Below are 21,344 nucleotides of genomic sequence, written 5' to 3'. Positions count from 1 at the left end.
GGTTCTTTGGCGCATGTCGCCCCCACGGGTCGGGGGCACCGCGCGGGCAGTCCTGGGCCGAGGTTTGACCGGCCGCTGACCTGCAATTTTGCGCAACCAAGCCTGCTGGCGTCCTGCCAGCGGGCTTTTTTTGTCCCTGGCGGTTCCAGCCATTCAGTCTGGAAATGTCTCCAAGGACATGATCTAGGTCCATGTTTTCCAAAGAATTATCAAAAAAATAATAAAAGCAAGCAGAAGTGTGACAAAAAACACACTTAACTTCGCTTCCTGTCAAAAACTTGACGCCCGATTTGACGGCTGTTAACACTCTGCGCAGTTCTATGGTTGGGTAGCGTTCACTTTTTGACTATCCAGGGTGCAGGCGTTCGCCGCGCACCGCCGATCGGCACATGGCGCCAACAACCACGGGGAATCGCCTGGCTCGCAGGGCCATTCGATGGTGGGGGTTCGACAAAAACCAGTCCCAACAACTCAGGAGTCGTACGTCGATGAATCGGATTTATCGCAAGGTCTGGAACAAATCGTTGGGTGTGTGGGCGGTGGCCTCGGAACTGGCCAGCGGCGACAGCCCTGGAGCAGTAGCGCAGGCCTCGCTCATCGACCGCCGGCAGAGCCTGGCACTGGCCGCTGCCATCGCCTTGGCGCTGGGTAGCGCCGGCTTCGTCACCCCTCTCCCCGCCAGCGCGCAATCGGTCGAAGTCGGCCGCGGTGCGTCGGCACCTGCCGCCAAGGCCACCGCCATCGGTGCCGGCAGCCATGCCAGTGCGACCGGCGCGGTGGCCACCGGCGCCGACAGCAGCGCCAGTGGCGTGAACAGCAGCGCGATCGGGCGCCAGACCAATGCCATCGGCGAGAACGCCGTGGCGATCGGCTACAACAGTTTCGTGCGCCAGGCAGGCGAAAACGGCGTGGCGCTGGGCGCCAATGCCGGCGTCACCGGCGCCAATTCGGTCGCGTTGGGCGCAGGCTCGCGCACCCACGAAGACGACGTGGTCTCGGTGGGCAGCGGCAATGGCCGCGGTGGCCCGGCCACGCGCCGCATCACCAACGTCAGCGCCGGCGTCAACGCCACCGATGCGGTGAACGTGGCGCAGTTGCAGGACGTGGCCGATGTGGCCGAAGACACCGCAACGTTCTTCAAGGCAAGCCCGGGCGAAGACAGCGTCGGCGCCTATGTCGAAGGCGAGCGCGCCCTGGCCGCAGGCGACGGTGCCAATGCAGTGGGCACCGCCACCACCGCGCTGGGCACCGGCGCCAATGCGGTGGCCGAGAACGCGACGGCAGTGGGATCCAACGCACTGGCATCGGGACAGAACAGCGCGGCATTCGGCCATAACGCACAGGCCAATGGCCCCGCCAGCGTGGCCGTTGGCGGCGCGGCAGTGGACGAAGACGGCCAGCCGTTGATCACCAACGGCGGCGTGCCGGTCGATACCGGCGCCACCAGTGCCGGCGTTGGCGGAACCGCCGTCGGTGCCAGCGCCAATGCCGATGGCTTTGCCGCCTCGTCGTTCGGCGTCGGTGCCTATGCCGCCGGCGCGCAGTCCTCCGCGTTCGGTGCGGTGGCCAACGCCGCTGGCGATTACGCCACCGCCGTCGGCACCCAGACCAGCGCCAGTGGCACCAGCAGCACCGCCGTGGGCGGCCCGGTGGATCTGATTCCGGGGCTGGGCTTCTTCGTGCAGACCCAGGCCAGTGGCGATGCGTCGACGGCGCTGGGCGCCGGTGCGATCGCCTCGGGCACCTACACCACCGCGGTGGGCACGCTGAGCGAAGCCTCCGGCAGCGAAGCCACCGCAGTGGGTTACTTCGCCTACGCGCCTGGCGAGGGCGCCACCGCGGTTGGCCCGGAATCCTGGGCCAGCGGCGAACTGAGCACGGCGCTGGGCTACTACAGCACCGCGCGCGGCGCCAACTCGGTGGCGCTGGGCGCCAATTCGGTGGCCACGCGCGCCGACACCGTGTCGGTGGGCGCTGCCGGTGCGGAACGCCAGATCACCAACGTCGCTGCCGGTACCGAAGGCACCGATGCGGTGAACCTGGATCAGCTCACCGCTGTGTCCGATGTGGCTTCGGCCACCGCGCGCAGCTTTGCTGCCACCGGAAACGGCAGCGCGCTGGCCGAAGGTGTCGACAGCGTGGCTGCCGGCTCCAACGCATCGGCGCTGAGCGACTACAGCACCGCACTGGGCTCCAGCAGCCTGGCGTCGGACATCAACACCACCGCCGTCGGCAGCGGTGCGGTGGCCAATTTCAACAATGCCACCGCGGTGGGTTTCAACAGCGTTGCCAGCGACCGTTACGCCACCGCGCTGGGCGCGGACAGCACGGCGTCGGGCTTCTATGGCACGGCGGTCGGCAGCACCAGCGTGGCCGAAGGCCGCGGTGCCACTGCGATCGGTTTCGAGAGCATCGGCAACGGGCTCGAATCCACCGCGCTGGGGTTCGCCAGCGTGGGATGGGGCGATCTGAGCACGTCGGTGGGTGCGGAAAGCACTGCTTACGGCGAGGGTAGCGTGGCGCTGGGGTTCAGTTCGGGTGCCGGTGGCACCGGCTCCATCGCGATCGGCAACACCGCCTTGAGCGGCGGTGAGCGCGCGATCGGGATCGGTGCGCAGAGCAACGCCAGCGGCACCGACAGCGTTGCGCTGGGCGTCTCCAGCAACGTGTCGGGCGACGAAAGCATTGCATTCGGTGCAAGCAGTCAGGCCGCTGCGACGGGTACCGCTGCCGTTGGCAGCTACGCCAGCGCCAGCGACGTCTACGCCACGGCGATGGGGGCCTACAGCAGCGCCAGCGGTATCCACGCTACCGCGCTCGGTGCCGACAGCAGGGCATTGGGAGCTTCCAGCACCGCCGTCGGCGGCTACAGCGTCGCCAACGAGCGCGGTGCAACGGCGATCGGTTACGACAGCATCGGCAACGGAACCGCGTCGACCGCGCTGGGCCTTGCCAGTGTGGCGTGGGGTGACGGTGGCACCGCGATCGGTACGGAAAGTGTCGCCTACGGCGATGACAGCACGGCGCTGGGCGCGAATGCGTCTGCAACCAACCTCGCGTCGATCGCTGTGGGCACCTATGCAGTCGCGGCTGGCCAGAGCGCCACGTCGCTTGGCGGCCAATCCTATGCGGGTGGCAACGAGAGCGTCGCGCTGGGTTGGCAATCCAACGCCTCGGGCGCGCAGAGCGTCAGCCTTGGCAGCGGTGCGTATACCCCTGCCGACAACAGCGTTGCGCTGGGTGCAGGCTCGCTCGCTGATCGCGCCAACACGGTGTCGGTGGGCACGGTCGGCGGCGAGCGCCAGATCACCAATGTCGCTGCCGGCACCGAAGGCACCGACGCGGTGAATCTGGACCAGCTCAACGCCGTGGCTGGCGCTGCCGAAAATACCGCGCGCCTGTATTCCGGCACCGGTGAAGGCACCGCGCTGGCGCAGGGCGAAGATGCCACTGCCGCCGGCTCGGATGCCACCGCAGATGGCGATTACAGCAGCGCCTTCGGTGCCAGCAGCCAGGCCACCGCCATCGGTGCCGTGGCGATCGGCAGCGGTGCCAGCGCCACCGCGCAATACGCCAATGCCGCCGGCTACAACGCGGCGGCCAGCGGTTTCGGCAGCGTTTCCCATGGTGCCTTCAGCCAGGCCAGCGGCGATTACGCCGTGGCCGTGGGTGGCGAGAGCGAAGCGGCCGGCGCGCAGAGCACCGCGCTCGGCGCAGCGGCAGGCGCCTATGGCGATGGTTCGCTGGCGGTCGGCGCGTTGAGCGAGGCGCAGGGCAGCGAATCCACCGCGATGGGGTATTTCGCCAGCGCCAGCGGCGAATCGGCCACCGCCGTCGGCGCGGAGAGTGTCGCCAACGGCACCAGCGCCGCGGCGTTCGGCTTCGGCGCCGAAGCCACGTCCAACTACTCCACCGCCCTGGGTGGGTATTCCACCGCCAGCGGTTTCAACAGCACTGCGCTGGGTAATTTCAGCACCGCCAGCGGTTCGAACACGGTGGCCGTGGGCGGTGATGCCACCGCAACAGGCGCCTACAGCGTCGCCGCAGGCCAGGGCAGTGTGGCCAGTGGCTACCACAGCGTGTCGGTTGGCGGCGCCTTGCTCGGCCTGCTGCCGACCGAAGCCTCCGGCGACTACTCCACCGCCGTGGGCGGCGCGGCATGGGCGCCGGGCCTCAACAGCACCGCACTCGGCAATTTCGCCGAATCCACCGGCGAAAGCAGCGTGGCATTGGGTGCCGATTCGGTCGCCGACCGCGACTTCGCGGTGTCGGTGGGCAGTGCCGGCAACGAACGGCAGATCACCAACGTCGCCGCCGGTACGCAGGGCACCGATGCGGTGAACCTGGATCAGCTCAACGCCGTTGCCGAGGCCGGCGCGGCCACCAGCAAGTACTTCCAGGCCAGCGGCAGCGATGACAGCGATGCCGGCGCGTATGTCGAGGGCGATAACGCCCTGGCAGCAGGCGAGGGCGCCAATGCCACCGGCAGCGGCACCACCGCCCTGGGTGCCGGCGCGCAAGCCGTTGCCGATACGGCCACGGCGGTCGGCCTGAATGCACTGGCCAGCGGCATCGGCGGTGCAGCGGTGGGCAGCAATGCGCAGGCGCTGGGCGAGAACAGCAGCGCGTTCGGCAGCGACGCGCTTGCCGCAGATGTGGGCGCCACCGCCAACGGCGCCGGCGCACAGGCCAGTTCCACCTACACCACGGCGGTGGGCAACGAGGCAGTTGCCTCGGCCAACCAGGCCACGGCGATGGGCTTCCGCAGCGCCGCGTCGGATGTCGGCAGCGCCGCGTTCGGTGGCTACAGCGAAGCCACCGGCCGGTTGTCTTCTGCACTGGGCTACGGCGCAGTGGCATCCAGCGACTACAGCACCGCAGTCGGTGCCGCAGCGCAGGCCTCCGGCGCCAGCGCCGTGGCCGTGGGTGAATTCAGCGAAGCCACCGGCGATGAAAGCGTCGCCGTCGGCGGCAGCACGTTCTTCGGCTTCATTCCGGCGCGCGCGTCGGGTACCGGCGCGGCGGCCTTCGGCGCGGGTGCGTGGGCCACGGCGGACTACACCACGGCGATTGGCTGGAATTCCTTTGCCGATGGCCTCAACGCCAGTGCACTGGGCCAGAGCGCAGCCGCGCTGGCCGACAACACGCTGGCGGTGGGCGGCGGCAGCCGCGCCGATGCGATCGGTGCCAGCGTGGTCGGCGTGGATGCGTCGGCCACCGGCATCAACAGCACCGGTGTCGGTCGTCAGGTGAATGTGATCGGCGAAAACGCCACTGCGGTGGGCTACAACTCCTTCGTGCGGCAGAGCGCGGTCAATGGCGTGGCGCTCGGTGCCAATGCCGGCGCCACCGGTGCCAACTCGGTGGCCCTGGGCGCCGGCTCGCGTACCTATGACGCGGACACGGTGTCGATCGGCAGCGGCAATGGCCGCGGCGGTCCGGCCACGCGTCGCATCGTCAATGTCAGCGATGGCCAGGCGGCGACCGACGCGGTGAACAAGGGCCAGCTGGATGCGTTGTCTGCGGATGTGCAGAACACCAGCAGCAAGTTCAAGACCACCGGCGATGGCGTGGCCACGGCCGAGGGCGATCGCAGCACTGCCGCCGGCGCAGGTGCCGCTGCCACTGGCGCACGCAGCGTCGCCATCGCTTCCGGCAGCAAGGCCTCGGCCACCGGTGCCAGCGCGATGGGCGTGGACAGCAGCGCCAGCGGCGTGAACAGCACCGCGATGGGCCGTCAGACCAACTCGATCGGCGAGAACGGCGTTGCATTGGGCTACAACTCCTTCGTGCGCGAAAGCGGCAGCAATGCCGTGGCACTGGGTGCCAATGCCGGTGCCAGCGGTTCGGATTCTGTGGCCTTGGGCTCGGGATCGCGCACCTACGACGCCAACACCGTGTCTGTGGGCAGCGGCAATGGCCGCGGTGGCCCGGCTACGCGTCGCATCGTCAATGTAGGTGCCGGTGCGATCACCGATGTCAGCACCGATGCGATCAACGGTGGCCAGCTGTACCAGGCGCTGAGCAATGCGGCCAGCTTCCTCGGCGGTGGCGCGGCGATCGGTGCGCAAGGCGTGTTCGTGGCGCCGACCTATGTGATCCAGGGTGCCAGCTACAACAACGTGGGCGCTGCATTGACCGCGCTGGACAGCAAGGTCAGCGAGCTGGACGTGCGCACTGGCACTGCGATTGCCGGTACTCCTGCACGTCCGGTGTCGCCGGGCAATGCGCCGGTGCCGGCGGCTGCTGCAGGCAACGGGAGCGGCGCAACCGCCGGCGTGCAGGGCACGCCGACCACGGCAGCGGTTGGCAGCATCACCCCGGCGGCGACCTCCACGGCAGTCGGTACCGCCGCGGTGGCCAATCACGTGACCGGCACGGCCATCGGCGGCAGCGCCTATGCGCACGGCCCCAACGACACCGCGATCGGCTCCAACGCACGCGTCAATGCCGATGGCAGCACGGCGGTGGGCGCCAACACGCAGATCGCGGCAGTGGCCACCAATGCGGTGGCCATGGGCGAAGGCGCGCAAGTGACCGCTGCGTCCGGCACCGCGATCGGTCAGGGCGCCCGTGCCACCGCGCAGGGTGCCGTGGCACTGGGCCAGGGCTCGGTCGCCGACCGCGCCAATACGGTGTCGGTGGGCAGCGTGGGCGGCGAGCGTCAGGTGGCCAATGTGGCCGCCGGTACGCGTGCCACCGATGCGGTCAACAAGGGCCAGCTGGACAGCGGGGTTGCCGCGGCCAACAGCTACACCGACAGCCGCTACAGCGCGATGGCCGATAGCTTCGAAAGCTACCAGGGCGATATCGAGGACCGTCTGCGCAGGCAGAACCGTCGCCTGGATCGCCAGGGTGCGATGAGCTCGGCGATGTTGAACATGTCCGCCAGCGTGGCGGGTATCGCCTCGCCCAACCGCATCGGTGCCGGTGTCGGTTTCCAGAACGGCGAATCGGCGTTGTCGGTGGGTTACCAGCGTGCGATCAGCCCGCGCGCCACCTTGACCGTGGGCGGTGCGCTCAGCGGCGACGACCGTTCGATCGGCGTGGGTGCCGGTTTCGGCTGGTAAGCGGTTGCATCAAACGCGGCGGCGCCGATGTGCGCCGTCGCGGCAGGGCAGGGCCTGAGGGGGCGGGCAAGGACCGTGGCTAGGCCAGCCAACGGATTCGCATGGAGGAATGGCCGTACCAGGGGCGATCGAGAAAGCACCGCAGGCCGCGCAGCGGCTGCACGGCGTTTTCGACGCTGCTCCAAGCCTGATTCACGAAAAACACGAAGAGGACTTCACCGTGATCGACAAGACTTTCCGCCTCACCCCGCTGACCGGCGCCATCCTGATGATGGCGCTCGGTGCCTCCGGCACCCTGGCAGCCGCCCCGAAACTGCTGGTCAAGGAACCGACCCAGGCAGCTCCGGCCGGCGCCGCTTTCAGTAGCCGCCTGATCGTGCGCTACAAGGAAAATACCGCCGCTGCGACCGATCGCAGCAGCAAGCTGGGTGCGGTGCAGGCCGCAGTCGGCCGCGTTGGCGCCAGCACCGGCGCACGCAGCAGCGCTGCCGCTGCCAAGGCCACGTACGTGCGCAAGCTGGGCATCGGCTCGGACCTGATCAAGCTGTCCAGCACCCTGACCGCCGCGCAGGTGGACAAGGTCGTGGTCGAACTGAGCAACGATCCGTCCGTGGCCGACGTGCAGATCGACCGCATGCTGCGCCCGGTGGAGATCAACAAGAGCGTTGCCGCCACCGACGTGAGCCCGCAGCTGGTTCCCAACGACCCGCTGTACGCGCAGTACCAGTGGCACCTGAGCAACCCGAACGGCGGCATCAACGCGCCGGCCGCCTGGGACCTGTCGCAGGGTGCCGGCGTGGTGGTGGCGGTGCTGGATACCGGCATCCTGCCGGGTCATCCGGATTTTGCCGGCAACCTGCTGCAGGGCTATGACTTCATCACCGATGCGGAAGTCTCGCGCCGTCCGACCGATGCCCGCGTGCCTGGTGCGCTGGATTACGGCGACTGGGAAGAAGCCGACAATGTCTGCTACCCCGGCTCGACCGCGGCGGAAAGCTCCTGGCACGGCACCCATGTCGCGGGCACCGTGGCCGAAGCGACCAACAACGGCGTCGGCATGGCAGGCGTGGCGCCGAAGGCCACCGTGCTGCCGGTGCGTGTGCTCGGCCGCTGCGGCGGCTATACCTCCGACATCGCCGATGCGATCGTGTGGGCCTCCGGCGGTACGGTCGAGGGCGTTCCCGCCAACACCAACCCGGCCGAAGTCATCAACATGAGCCTGGGCGGCGGCGGTGCCTGCGATTCGGCGACCCAGCTGGCGATCAATGGCGCGGTGTCGCGCGGCACCACCGTGGTAGTGGCGGCCGGCAACGATGGCGAGGATGCGGCCAACCATTCGCCGGCCAGCTGCAACAACACCATCACCGTCGGTGCTACCCGCATCAATGGCGGCATCACCTATTACTCCAACTACGGCAGCAAGGTCGATCTGTCCGGCCCGGGCGGTGGCGGCAGCGTGGACGGCAACCCGGGCGGCTACGTCTGGCAGTCCGGCTACACCGGCGCCACCACTCCGACCTCCGGTTCCTACACGTACATGGGAATGGGCGGCACCTCGATGGCATCCCCGCACGTGGCCGGTATCGTGGCCCTGGTGCAGAGCGCGGCCATCGGCCTGGGCGAAGGCCCGCTGACCCCGGCCGCGGTCGAGGCCCTGCTCAAGCAGACCAGCCGCCGCTTCCCGGTGACCCCGCCGGCCAGCACCCCGATCGGCAGCGGCATCGTCGATGCCAAGGCCGCGCTGGAAGCGGTGCTCGAAGAGCCGTGCGATCCGGACACCGAGACCTGCGCCCCGACCGCCATCGCGCTGACCAACAAGGTGCCGCTGACCGGCCTGAGCGGCACGTATGGCAGCTCCACGCTGTACAGCTTCGAGGCCAAGGCCGGCGCGGTGCTGAGCTTCATGACCTACGGCGGCACCGGCGATGTGTCGGTCTACGTCAGCCATGAGGCCGAGCCCAGCGCCACCAGCTTCGACGCCAAGTCCACGCGTCCGGGCAACAGCGAGACCGTGCGCTTCACCGCGCCCAAGGCGGGCACTTACTACATCAAGCTGGTGGGTGCGATGGACTATGCGAAGGTGACGCTCGTCGCGCGACAGTAAGTGCGGACAATAGTGTGACCGATGCCCCCGGCTCATCACCGGGGGCATCGTTTTTCAGGGCGATTCAGATGCGTGCGGTTGATCGTCGCGGCAAACTGCTACAGTCGGCGCCGGACCAGTGGAGACGAGTGTGAACGCGGTTGCCGTCGATCCAATTGAGCATCGAAGCGCGGAGATGCGCATCGTCGAAGCGCTGCTTGAACGCCGCCGTCTGAAGGACACCGATCTGCTGCGCGCGCGCCAGCTGCAGGCCGAATCGGGCATGGGCCTGCTGGCCCTGCTCGGCCGTCTGGGCCTGGTGTCCGAACGCGATCACGCAGAGACCTGCGCCGACGTGCTCGGCCTGCCGTTGGTGGACGCGCGCCAGCTCGGCGACACACCGCCGGAAATGCTGCCCGAAGTGCAGGGGCTGTCGCTGCGGTTTCTCAAGCAATTCCATTTGTGCCCGGTGGGCGAACGCGATGGCCGGCTGGATCTGTGGATCGCCGACCCGTACGACGACTACGCCATCGATGCGGTCCGTCTTGCCACCGGCTGTGCGCTGTTCCTGCAGGTTGGCCTGCGCTCGGAAATCGACGATCTGATCGAGCGCTGGTATGGCCAGGGCCGCAGCGCGATGGGCACCATCGTGGAAACCGCCGACGGCGACGCCAACAGCAGCGACGACATCGAGGCCTTGCGCGACCTGGCCTCTGAAGCGCCGGTGATCCGGCTGGTGAACCTGGTGATCCAGCACGCGGTGGAGCTGCGCGCCTCCGACATCCATATCGAACCGTTCGAAAGCCGGCTCAAGGTGCGCTATCGCGTGGACGGTGTGCTGGTGGAAGGCGAAAGCCCGCCCGCCAAGCTCACCGCCGCGGTGATCAGCCGCATCAAGATCATGGCCAAGCTCAACATCGCCGAGCGCCGGCTGCCGCAGGACGGGCGCATCATGCTGCGCGTGCAGGGCAAGGAGCTGGACCTGCGCGTGAGCACCGTGCCCACCGCGCACGGCGAGAGCGTGGTGATGCGCCTGCTGGACCGCGAAACGGTGGTGTTCGACTTCTACAAGCTCGGCTTCACCGAAGAATTCCTGCCGCAGTTCCGCAAGGTGCTGGAGCAGCCGCACGGCATCATGCTGGTCACCGGCCCCACCGGCTCGGGCAAGACCACCACGCTGTACACTGCGCTGAGCCAGCTCAACACCGCCGACGTCAAGATCATCACCGTCGAAGATCCGGTGGAATACCAGATCGAGGGCATCAACCAGATCCAGGCCAAGCCGCAGATCGGGCTGGATTTCGCCAACGCGCTGCGCAGCATCGTGCGCCAGGACCCGGACATCATCATGATCGGCGAAATGCGCGATCTGGAAACCGCGCGTATCGCGATCCAGTCCGCGCTCACCGGCCACCTGGTGCTGTCCACGCTGCACACCAACAACGCTGCCGGCGGCATCACCCGCCTGCTCGACATGGGGGTGGAGGATTACCTGCTCACCTCCACCATCAACGGCATCCTGGCGCAGCGCCTGGTGCGCAAGCTCGATCTGGCCAACGCCGAACGCTATGCCGCATCGCCGGAGGAGATCGAACGCTTCAACCTGCGCCGCCTGCAGCCCGATGGCGAGATCTTCCTGTATCGCCCGCGTCCCTCGGCGGCGGCGCCGACCGGGTATCTGGGTCGCACCACCATCGTCGAATTCCTGGTGATGAACGACGAGCTGCGGCGTGCGGTGATGCGCCGCGCCGGCATGGGCGAGATCGAACAGCTGGCCCGCCAGGCCGGCATGCGCACCATGTACGAAGACGGCCTGTCCAAGGCCCTGCGTGGCGAAACCACCATCGAGGAAGTGTTGCGCGTCACGGAGGATGCGTGATCGGTGGGGCGACGGGACAGGGGACCCGGGACCGGGGACCCGGGGATAGCCAAGGCAAGGGCAGGGCTGCGGCTTCGGCTCAGCCTTGCCGCGAGTCGCTTTGTGCGGGACCGGGGACCGGGGACCGGGGACCCGGGAACAGCCGAGGCAAGGGCGCGGCGCGGTACGTCGCATGCGCTGACCAGTGCGCTGCCAGGTTGCAGTGCTGCACTGTGCTGCCTTTCCCGGGTCCCCGGTCCCGGGTCCCCGGTCCCGGCGTTTACTGATGCCCCTCTACCGCTACAAAGCGCTCGACGCCCACGGCGAAATGCTCGATGGCCAGATGGAAGCGGCCAACGATGCCGAGGTGGCGCTGCGGCTGCAGGAGCAGGGCCACCTGCCGGTGGAAACCCGCCTGGCTACCGGCGAAAACGACTCGCCGTCGTTGCGCATGCTGCTGCGCAAGAAGCCGTTCGACAACGCGGCGCTGGTGCAGTTCACCCAGCAGCTGTCCACCCTGATCGGCGCCGGGCAGCCGCTGGATCGCGCCCTGTCGATCCTGATGGACCTGCCCGACGACGACAAAAGCCGGCGCGTGATCGCCGATGTACGCGACACCGTGCGCGGTGGCGCGCCGCTGTCCTCGGCGCTGGAGCGCCAGCACGGGCTGTTTTCCAAGCTGTACATCAACATGGTGCGCGCCGGCGAGGCCGGCGGCAGCATGCAGGACACCTTGCAGCGGCTGGCCGATTACCTGGAGCGCAGCCGCGCGCTCAAGGGCAAGGTGATCAACGCGCTGATCTATCCGGCGATCCTGCTGGCGGTGGTGGGCTGCGCGCTGCTGTTCCTGCTCGGCTATGTGGTGCCGCAGTTCGCGCAGATGTACGAGAGCCTGGATGTCGCCTTGCCGTGGTTCACCCAGGCGGTGCTGAGCGTGGGCCTGCTGGTGCGCGACTGGTGGATCGTGCTGGTGGTGGTGCCGGGCGTGCTGGGCCTGTGGCTGGATCGCAAGCGTCGCAATGCGGCGTTCCGTGCAGCATTGGACGAATGGTTGTTGCGCCAGAAGGTGATCGGCAGCCTGATCGCGCGACTGGAAACCGCACGGCTCACGCGCACGCTGGGCACCTTGTTGCGCAATGGCGTGCCGCTGCTGGCGGCGATCGGCATCGCGCGTAACGTGATGTCCAATACCGCGCTGGTCGAGGACGTGGCCACTGCTGCCGACGATGTCAAGAACGGCCATGGCTTGTCGGTGTCGCTGGCACGCGGCAAGCGGTTCCCGCGGCTGGCGCTGCAGATGATCCAGGTGGGCGAGGAATCCGGCGCCCTGGACACCATGCTGCTCAAGACCGCCGACACTTTCGAGCTGGAAACCGCGCAGGCCATCGATCGCGCACTGGCGGCGCTGGTGCCGTTGATCACCCTGGTGCTGGCCTCGGTGGTGGGGCTTGTCATCATTTCGGTGCTGGTACCGCTGTATGACCTCACCAATGCGATCGGCTGAGTGCAATGACCCACACCGCTGCGTTGCCGTCAGCCGGACCCGAGCGGGGCTCGGCATCGGCAGGTATCGCTCGTACACTTCGGTAGCGTCGCGCAGTGCGTTCAGCTGTGCGGGGTATCCACCACAACGTTCAGGTGACCGCTCAACACCCACGCGGGAACCAATGCAATGGTCGCCGTGTCATCTGCTGGCGGCAGCATCCTTCATCGACGTGCAAGGAAATCGTTCATGATCAAGCGTTCCATTACCCGCAGTCCGTCGCGTGCAGCCCAGGCCGGCATGAGCCTGCTGGAAATCATCATCGTCATCGTGCTGATCGGCGCGGTGTTGACCCTGGTGGGCAGTCGTGTGCTGGGCGGCGCCGATCGCGGCAAGGCCAACCTGGCCAAATCGCAGATCCAGACCCTGGCCGGCAAGATCGAGAATTTCCAGCTCGACACCGGCAAGTTGCCGGGCAAGCTCGACGACCTGGTCACCCAGCCCGGCGGCAGCAGCGGTTGGCTGGGCCCGTACGCCAAGCCGGCCGAACTCAACGACCCGTGGGGCCACACCATCGAATACCGCGTGCCCGGCGATGGCCAGCCGTTCGATCTGATGAGCCTGGGCAAGGACGGCCGCCCCGGTGGCAGCAGCTACGACGCGGACATCAAGTACCAATAAGCCTTACGACATGCGCGTTGCGCGTCCGCCGTTGCGTTGCCCGCATGCAGTGGTCGGCTCTGGGGGCAGGCGCACGCGTGGCAGTTCGCTGCTGGAAATGCTGCTGGTCATTGCGTTGATCGCCGTGGCCGGCGTGCTGGCTGCCGCCGCGTTGAACGGTGGTATCGACGGCATGCGGCTGCGCACTGCCGGCAAGGCGATCGCCTCGCAGTTGCGCTATACGCGCACCCAGGCCATCGCCACCGGCACGCCGCAGCGGTTTCTGATCGATCCGCAGCAACGCCGCTGGGAAGCGCCCGGCGGCCACCGCGGCGACCTGCCGGCGTCACTTGAGGTGCGCTTCACCGGCGCGCGCCAGGTGCAATCGCGCCAGGACCAGGGCGCGATCCAGTTCTTTCCCGATGGTGCATCCACCGGCGGCCGGATCGACCTGCAGGTCAAGGACGCGCGCTGGCGCGTGGATGTGGGCTGGATCACCGGCGAAGTACGTTCCGGCCCGCTGCGGACGTCGGCGCCATGAAGCGGCAGCGCGGTTACAGCCTGATCGAGGTGATCGTCGCCTTCGCGTTGCTCGCGCTGGCGCTGAGCCTGTTGCTGGGGTCGTTGTCCGGTGCGGCGCGCCAGGTGCGTGCGGCCGATGAAAGCACGCGTGCCACCTTGCACGCGCAGTCGTTGCTGGCCATGCAGGGCATGGAAAAACCCTTGGTTCCCGAGCAGCAGCAGGGCACTTTTGAAAATGGGCACTTCCGCTGGTCGATGGACGTGCGCCCCTACGACGAGCCGCGGCGCAATCCGCAGGCGCCGGTTGCGCCGGGCGGACACCGCTTGCTGCAGTTGACCCTGGTGGTGCGCTGGGGCGATGCGCCCAACCAATTGCTGCAATGGCGCACCTTGCGCCTGGTCGCGGCCAGCGCGCAGGACGGGACGCTGTGAGCCGCTCGCGCAATACAGGCTTCACCTTGATCGAGGTGTTGCTGGCCACGATGTTGCTGGTCGGCGGGCTGACGCTGGCCTTCGCCACGCTGCGCTCGGCCAGCGCAGTGAGCCAGCGTGGCGAAGCGATCGCCCAGCGCAGCGAGCGCGTACGTGCGGTGGAAGAATTCCTGCGCCGACGGCTGGCGGCCGCGTTGCCGCTGGCCATGGGCATCGATCCGCAGAGCCAGCAGCCGATGCTGTTCGTCGGCGAGCCGCAACGCATGCGCTTTGCCGCCGACATCCCGGATTATCTGGGCCGTGGCGGCCCGTATCTGCACGACCTGTCGGTGGTTGGCGATGGCGAGCAGCGCCGCCTGCAGATTGCGCTGACCATGTTGCAATCGGGCAAGTCGATCGAAGAAGGCACCGCCTTGCCGCCGGAGACGCTGGCCGACGGCGTGCAACAGGTGAGCTTTCGTTATCGCGGCATGGACCCGCAAAATGGCCGCCTCAGCGCCTGGCTGCCGCAGTGGGAATGGCATGACCGGCTGCCGCTGATGGTGCGCATCGAGATCCGCAGCAACGATGCGCCGTGGCCGCCGGTGGTGGTGGCGCTGCCGCAATCCAGCAACCCGGGAGCGGGGCAATGAGCCGGGCGCGCGGTGCCGCGCTGGTGCTGGTGTTGTGGTTGATCGCGCTGCTCACCGCGATGATCGGTGCATTTGCGCTGACCGCACGGGTGGAAGCCCTGCAGGGTAGCATGCTGCGCAACGGCGCACAGGCGCAGGAATATGCGCGTGCCGGCCTGGAATACGCACTCTCGCGCTTGCAAAGCACCGACACCCAGGCGCGCTGGCGCGCGGATGGCCGGCGCTATCGCTGGCGAATGGACGATGCCACGGTGGAAATCCGCATCACCGACGAAAGCGGCAAGGTGGATCTGAACATGGCCGAGCCGGCGCTGCTGGCCGGGCTGGTGCGTGCGGTTGGCGGCGAACAGGGCCGCGATACGCGCATTGCCGGCGCCATCGTCGATTGGCGCGATGGCGATTCGCTGAGCCAGCCCGGCGGCGGCGCCGAAGACCGTGATTATGCCGATGCCGGCCTGCCGTACGGCGCCAAGGACAGCCCGTTCGAAACCCTGGGCGAACTGCGTCTGGTGCTGGGCATGGACAGCGAGCTGTATCGCAAGCTGCTGCCCAACATCACCCTGTACAGCGGGCGCTCGCGTCCGGAAGCGCGCTTTGCGCCTGGCCCGGTGTTGACCGCGATGGGGCTGGATGCGCAGCAACTGCTGGCGCAGCGTGACGCGCCGCTGGGTTTGCCGGGCAGCGAGGCGACGGTCGGTGGCTCTGACACTTATAGTATCGAGAGCCGGGCGCGACTGAGTCAGGGACGCGAGGCTGTATTGCGGGCGGTGGTGTCCACCAGCGCGTCTGCCTTGCCGGGATCGGCCTACACCGTGTTGCGTTGGGAAGAGGGAGCAGCAGTGCAATGACCGCATGGCGGGATACCTTGGGTCGTATCGGCGTACGCGCCATGCCGGGAGCCGGAGGCTTCTGGCGTTGGTGGCAGCATTCGCTGCTGGCGTGGTTGCCGCAGCGCTGGCAATGGCAGTTGGGCCTGTCGCAGGCGCGTCTGCTGTTGCAGCTCGATGGCGAAACCCTGCACCTGGTGCGCCAGCGCGATCACAGTCGCGAGGCGATCGCCAGCTTGCCCTGGCCGGTGCAGCCGCAGGAAGTCAACGCCGTGCTGCCGACCGCGCTGGACGGACTGCCGCGGCATTGGCTGCTGCCGGCCGCACACACCTTGCGGCGCCCCTTGCGCCTGCCGGCCGCCGCCGCCGCGCGGCTGCAGGATGTGGCGCGTTTCGAGATCGACCGGCAAACCCCGTTCACTGCCGACCAGGTGTATTTCGATGCACGCGTGCTCGACGTGCGCGAAGACGGCCAGCTCGATGCCGAACTGGTGGTGGTGCCGCGGCGCATGATCGATGGCCCGGCCGGTGTGCCCGATGCCTGGGCCACGGCCTTGTCCGGCATCGACGTGGCCGATGCGCAGGGCGCGCCGCTGGGCGTGAACCTGCTGCCGCCGGCGCGCCGCCTGCGGCGCAGCGACCCGATGCAGCGCTGGAACCTGTTGCTTGCCGCTACCGCCGTGGTGTTGCTGGCGGTGGCCGGTTGGCTGCTGCTGGACAATCGCCGCCAGGCCGCCGACGACCTGCGCGCCAAGGTGCAGGCCAATGCCGCGCGCGCGCGCCAGGTAGCCGCCGAACGCCAGCAACTGATGGACCTGGTCGAAGGCGCCAACTTCTTCCAGAAACAACGTGCCACGCGCCCGACCTCGGTGGAGATCTGGGACGAGCTGAGCCGGCGTCTGCCGGGCGGTACCTATCTGGAAAAATTCTCGGTCGAAGGCGGGCAATTGCAATTGATCGGCTTGAGCAACGAAGCCTCCTCGCTGGTGCGCCGTCTGGAAGGCTCGCCGCTGTGGCGCACGCCTTCGCTGACCGGCGTGCTGCAGAGCGATGCCGGTCGGAATGTCGATCGCTTTACCATCACCGCCGAGCTGGCCGGCCCGGATGCGAAGGAGGCGGCCGATGCCACGCAACGTTAAACGCGACCGCTGGATCGCGTTGGGCCTGCTGTTGCTGGTGCTGGGCGTGGCCTACCTGGTGCTGGTGCACCCGTGGTTCACCCAGCCGATGATCGCCGTGCAGGACGAACTGCAAGCGCTGCGCGAGCGCGAGCTGCGCGTGCGCGTGCAGCTGCAGCAGGCACCGGAAGTCAGCAAACGGCTGCAGCAGGCGCGCCAGACCCTGGAGAGCCGCCCCGGCTTCCTGCCGGAAACCTCCGCCGAGCTGGCCTCGGCCGGACTGGTGCAGCGGCTGGAACGCGCGGTGGTGGAAGCCAGCCCCGGCAACCGCAGCTGCGCCATCAGCAACCGCTCGCCCTTGCAGCCGGAAAGCAAGGACCGCTTCACCCGCGTGGCGGTGCAGGTGCGCCTGCGCTGCGGCACCCCGGAGCTGGCCTCGGTGCTGTACAGCCTGGAAAACGGCACCCCGCGCCTGTTCGTGGACAATCTCAACGTGATGGCGCAGCGCTACCAACTCTCGCCCAACGAAAGCGGCAACGGCCTGGATATCGCCTTCGAACTGGCCGGCTATCTGCGCCCGGGCGCCAGCGCCGCGCCGTTGAACACCGATGCCGCGCCCGCCGCTGCCGCCGACGCCGGGGAGGCCAGCAATGCGCCTTGACCTGATCGGCTTGCGCACCTGGCTGCTGGCCACCGTGGTCGGCTGGGCGCTGCTGGTGTGCATCCTGGCGGTGGCCGGGCTGGGCAAGCGGGTGGACCTGCTGCCGGACGACCCGGCGCTGGTGCAACGCCTGCCCACCCTGCCGGCGCCGGCGCCTGAGCGCCTGGGGGCCTTCGAGAAGTATTCGGAGATCGCCGCGCACCCGGCCTTCGCCGAAGATCGCCTGCCGCACCCGTTCTTCCTGTCCGGCAACGACGGCAGCGGCGCGGCGTCGACGGTGCGCCTGACCGGCGTGCTGCTGACCGAGAACTTCAAGATGGCCACGCTGACCCTGGACCCACAGGATTCGGTGCGCGTGCAGCTGGGCGGCGAGGCGGTCAAGGGCTGGCGCCTGCTGGCGCTGCAGCCGCGCAGCGCAACCATCGAAGGCCCCGGCGGTACCCAGACCCTGGAATTGCACGTGTTCAACGGCCAGGGCGGGCAGCCGCCCACTGCCAACGCCGCCGCGCGTGGCGCCGCCGCTGGCACCCCGCCGTTACCGCCGCCCGATGCCGCCGCGACCGTGCAACCGCCACAGCAGCCGCAGCCGCAGCCGTCCACGCCGCCGCAGCAGCCCGGCGGGCAGGCACCGCCGACGGTGCCGCCGCAGCGCAGCGATGGCGCACAGGAAGCCCCACGCCCCTCCGACGATCAGATGCGGGCCATCCGCGAACGCATCGAAGCCCGACGCCGCCAGCTGCAACAGCAGCGCCAGAGCGGCTCTACCCCCGGTCAGACCCAATGAGTGAACGCATGACGCCGCGCCTGTTTCCCGTGTCCCTGCTGATTGGCCTGCTGGCCGGTTGCGCCACCACTCCGCCGCCGGACGTGCGCCGCAATGCGCGCCTGGACCCGCAAGTCGGCGCCGCCGGCGCCACCCAGACCCCCGCCGAGCAGCGTGCCGACGGCAATGCCAGCGCCAAGCCCAGCCCGGTGATCCGCCGTGGCAGCGGCACCATGATCAACCAGGGCGCGGCTGGCGCGCCGGCGCCCACGTTGGGCATGGCCAGCAGCGGCAGCGCCACCTTCAACTTCGAAGGCGAATCGGTGCAGGCGGTGGTCAAGGCGATCCTGGGCGACATGCTCGGGCAGAACTACGTCATCGCGCCCGGCGTGCAGGGCGCCGTGACCCTGGCCACGCCCAACCCGGTCTCGCCCGCGCAGGCGCTGAACCTGCTGGAGATGGTGCTGGGCTGGAACAATGCGCGCATGGTGTTCAGCGGTGGCCGCTACAACATCGTGCCGGCCGACCAGGCATTGGCCGGCACGGTGGCGCCCAGCACCGCATCGCCCTCGGCCGCACGCGGCTTCGAGGTGCGCGTGGTGCCCTTGAAGTTCATTTCCGCCAGCGAAATGAAGAAGGTGCTCGAACCCTACGCGCGCCCGAACGCCATCGTCGGCACCGACCCGGCGCGTAATGTGATCACCCTGGGCGGTACCCGTGCCGAGCTGGAAAACTACCTGCGCACCGTGCAGATCTTCGACGTGGACTGGCTGTCGGGCATGTCGGTGGGCGTGTTCCCGATCCAGTCCGGCAAGGCCGAGAAGGTCAGCGCCGATCTGGAAAAGGTATTCGGCGAACAGAGCAAGACGCCCAGCGCCGGCATGTTCCGCTTCATGCCGCTGGATAACGCCAATGCGGTGCTGGTGATCACGCCGCAGCCGCGCTACCTGGACCAGATCCAGCAGTGGCTGGACCGCATCGACAGTGCCGGTGGCGGCGTGCGGCTGTTTTCCTACGAGCTCAAATACATCAAGGCCAAGGATCTGGCCGATCGCCTGGCGGAAGTATTCGGCGGGCGTGGCAATAGCGGCGACTCGAACGCCTCGCTGGCACCGGGGGCGGAAACCAGCGTGCTGGGCGGCCAGCTGGGCAATCGCGACAGCAGCATGGGCGGCAGCTCCGGCCTGACCGGAGGCAGCATCGGCGAGAGCGGTGGCAGCAGCGGCACGGTGGGCGGCGAGTTCGGCGGCGGCAGCGGCATGGGCAGCGGCAGTACCGGCGGCGGCCTGGGCAACGGCAGCCTGCAGCTGTCGCCGCGCAGCAACGGCAACGGCGCGGTGACGCTGGAAGTGGAGGGCGACAAGGTCGGCGTGTCGGCAGTGGCCGAAACCAACACCTTGCTGGTGCGCTCCACCCCGCAGTCCTGGAATTCCATCCGCGACGTCATCGAAAAGCTCGACGTGATGCCGATGCAGGTGCATATCGAGGCGCAGATTGCGGAGGTCAATCTGACCGGCGAGCTAAGTTATGGCGTGAACTGGTACTTCGAGAATGCGGTGACAACACCGTTCAATGCCGATGGCAGTGGCGGACCTGCCTTGCCACCGGCTGCGGGCCGTAATATCTGGGGCGACATTGCTGGTAGCGTGACTGGCAACGGCGTTGGCTGGACATTCCTTGGCAAAAATGCCGCAGCCGTCATCAGCGCGCTCGACCGGGTGACTAATGTCCGCTTGCTGCAGACGCCATCGGTGTTTGTGCGTAACAACGCCGAGGCCACACTCAATGTTGGCTCACGAATTCCGATCAATTCCACTTCGATCAACACCGGTCTGGGCAGCGACAGCAGTTTCTCTTCGGTGCAGTACATCGATACTGGTGTGATCCTGAAAGTGCGTCCGCGGGTCACCAAGGACGGCATGGTGTTCCTGGATATCGTGCAGGAAGTCAGCACACCCGGTGCACGACCTGCAGCGTGTACGGCGGTGGCAACTACCACAGTCAATAGCGCTGCCTGCAACGTCGATATCAATACACGTCGCGTAAAGACTGAAGCTGCGGTGCAGAGTGGCGACACCATGATGCTGGCTGGGCTGATCGATGACAGCACGACCGATGGCAGCTCCGGCGTGCCGTTCCTAAGTAAGTTGCCAGTTGTAGGGGCCCTGTTTGGTAGCAAAACCCGCGACAACAACCGCCGCGAAGTCATCGTGCTAATCACCCCCTCGATCGTGCGCAACCCGCAGGAAGCGCGCAATCTCACCGACGAGTACGGGCAGAAGTTCAAGGCCATGGAGCCGTTGAAACCCAGCCAGAAGCCGCAATGAGTGCGGCGCTGCCCGTCGTGCTGGTGCCGGTGGGCACCGACGACGAGGCGTTGGATGCCTGCCTGGGCGCGCTGGATGCCGCCACGCCGGCCGGCACGCGGGTGTGGCTGGCCGACGATGCGCAGGCCGGCCCGCGCGGACGCGCGGTGATCGAACACTGGTTGGCACGCACGCGGTTGCAGGCACATCACACCCGCCGCCAGCGCATGCTGGGCGAGGTGGCGCATCTGGATGAAATGCTCAGCGCCTGCGGCGATGCCGATGTTGCGGTGCTGGGCGTGGACGCCTGCCCGTTTCCGGGCTGGCTGGGCCAGTTGAGCGCATGTTTCGCGCGCGACGCCGCCATCGCCACCGCCACGCCATGGAGCAATGTGGGCGAAGCCTGCAGCTGGCCGCGGCTGGGTGAACTCAACCCCATGCCGGAGGCGCCGCAACGGCTTGCCAGTGCCTGCGCGGCGATGCCGCCGCTGCACCCGGAACTGCCGTCGGCGGTCGGCCATGCGGTGCTGTTGCGCGGCAGTGCGCGCCGCAAGGCCGGCGGCCTGGATGCCAGCAGTTACGGCTCGTGGTACGCCGCGCTGGTGGACCTGAGCCTGCGCATGGGCGGCCTGGGCTGGCGCAATGTGCTGTGCGAGAGCGCCTTCGTCGGCTCGCCGCACGAAGGGTATCCGGCCGACGGCGACATGGATGCCCTGGCCACCCGCTGGCCAGCCTGGCATGCGCGGCTGGCCGGTTTCCTCATGCATGACCCGCTACGCGCGCAGCGCGATCAGCTGAGCCAGTTGCTGGCCGAGCTGCCACCGCCGGATCCGCAGCACCGGCTGTTCGGTTAGGCCGCCTCCACTCCAGGTAGACACCTTGCACTGGAAAAGGACACGCCAGCTGCGCAACAGGACATCGACGTTCGG

Annotated in this window: 14 protein-coding genes; all 14 read left to right on the top strand. The window is 68.0% G+C overall.

Annotated elements, in window-relative coordinates; genetic code table 11:
- Positions 1-488 precede the first annotated feature (488 nt).
- The 14 genes from ACCQ05_RS17840 (at position 489) to ACCQ05_RS17775 (ending at position 21,269) form a co-directional block, all read left to right on the top strand.
- Positions 489-7,070 (top strand): ESPR-type extended signal peptide-containing protein, encoded by a 6,582-nt coding sequence (locus ACCQ05_RS17840; RefSeq protein ID WP_372391835.1) that lies wholly within the window; start codon positions 489-491, stop codon positions 7,068-7,070.
- Between the two features lie 220 nt (positions 7,071-7,290).
- On the top strand, positions 7,291-9,174 hold the full coding sequence (locus ACCQ05_RS17835) for a S8 family serine peptidase (RefSeq protein WP_372394157.1): 1,884 nt from the start codon (positions 7,291-7,293) through the stop codon (positions 9,172-9,174).
- Positions 9,175-9,304: 130 nt separating this feature from the next.
- Entirely contained in the window at positions 9,305-11,032 is a 1,728-nt protein-coding gene (gene gspE / locus ACCQ05_RS17830) for a type II secretion system ATPase GspE (RefSeq protein WP_372391833.1), read from the top strand.
- Between the two features lie 265 nt (positions 11,033-11,297).
- Complete coding sequence (gene xpsF / locus ACCQ05_RS17825) at positions 11,298-12,515, top strand: type II secretion system protein XpsF (protein WP_372391831.1); 1,218 nt, start codon at positions 11,298-11,300, stop codon at positions 12,513-12,515.
- A 228-nt stretch (positions 12,516-12,743) separates the two neighbouring features.
- A complete protein-coding gene (gspG, locus tag ACCQ05_RS17820) occupies positions 12,744-13,175 on the top strand; it encodes a type II secretion system major pseudopilin GspG (RefSeq protein ID WP_104539334.1) in 432 nt (143 codons plus the stop codon).
- A gap of 10 nt (positions 13,176-13,185) precedes the next feature.
- Complete coding sequence (gene xpsH / locus ACCQ05_RS17815; protein WP_228962558.1) at positions 13,186-13,695, top strand: type II secretion system protein XpsH; 510 nt, start codon at positions 13,186-13,188, stop codon at positions 13,693-13,695.
- On the top strand, positions 13,692-14,108 hold the full coding sequence (xpsI, locus tag ACCQ05_RS17810; RefSeq protein WP_104539332.1) for a type II secretion system protein XpsI: 417 nt from the start codon (positions 13,692-13,694) through the stop codon (positions 14,106-14,108). Before xpsH ends, xpsI begins: the two co-directional genes overlap by 4 nt.
- A complete protein-coding gene (locus tag ACCQ05_RS17805) occupies positions 14,105-14,740 on the top strand; it encodes a type II secretion system protein J (RefSeq protein WP_104539331.1) in 636 nt (211 codons plus the stop codon). Before xpsI ends, ACCQ05_RS17805 begins: the two co-directional genes overlap by 4 nt.
- Entirely contained in the window at positions 14,737-15,588 is an 852-nt protein-coding gene (locus ACCQ05_RS17800; RefSeq protein ID WP_104539330.1) for a type II secretion system minor pseudopilin, read from the top strand. Before ACCQ05_RS17805 ends, ACCQ05_RS17800 begins: the two co-directional genes overlap by 4 nt.
- Entirely contained in the window at positions 15,585-16,706 is a 1,122-nt protein-coding gene (locus ACCQ05_RS17795) for a PilN domain-containing protein (protein WP_104539329.1), read from the top strand. The genes ACCQ05_RS17800 and ACCQ05_RS17795 overlap by 4 nt, the downstream gene beginning before the upstream one ends.
- A complete protein-coding gene (gene gspM / locus ACCQ05_RS17790; RefSeq protein ID WP_104539328.1) occupies positions 16,690-17,346 on the top strand; it encodes a type II secretion system protein GspM in 657 nt (218 codons plus the stop codon). Before ACCQ05_RS17795 ends, gspM begins: the two co-directional genes overlap by 17 nt.
- A complete protein-coding gene (xpsN, locus tag ACCQ05_RS17785; protein WP_372391829.1) occupies positions 17,336-18,130 on the top strand; it encodes a type II secretion system protein XpsN in 795 nt (264 codons plus the stop codon). The genes gspM and xpsN overlap by 11 nt, the downstream gene beginning before the upstream one ends.
- On the top strand, positions 18,127-20,436 hold the full coding sequence (gspD, locus tag ACCQ05_RS17780; protein WP_372391825.1) for a type II secretion system secretin GspD: 2,310 nt from the start codon (positions 18,127-18,129) through the stop codon (positions 20,434-20,436). Before xpsN ends, gspD begins: the two co-directional genes overlap by 4 nt.
- A complete protein-coding gene (locus ACCQ05_RS17775; protein ID WP_372391823.1) occupies positions 20,433-21,269 on the top strand; it encodes a glycosyltransferase family 2 protein in 837 nt (278 codons plus the stop codon). Before gspD ends, ACCQ05_RS17775 begins: the two co-directional genes overlap by 4 nt.
- Positions 21,270-21,344: the final 75 nt, after the last annotated feature.

Origin of the sequence: Xanthomonas sp. NCPPB 3582, from assembly GCF_041475735.2 — a bacterium.
In the GTDB taxonomy this organism is placed as follows: domain Bacteria; phylum Pseudomonadota; class Gammaproteobacteria; order Xanthomonadales; family Xanthomonadaceae; genus Xanthomonas; species Xanthomonas codiaei.
This window is presented reverse-complemented; position numbering and strand designations above follow the sequence as displayed.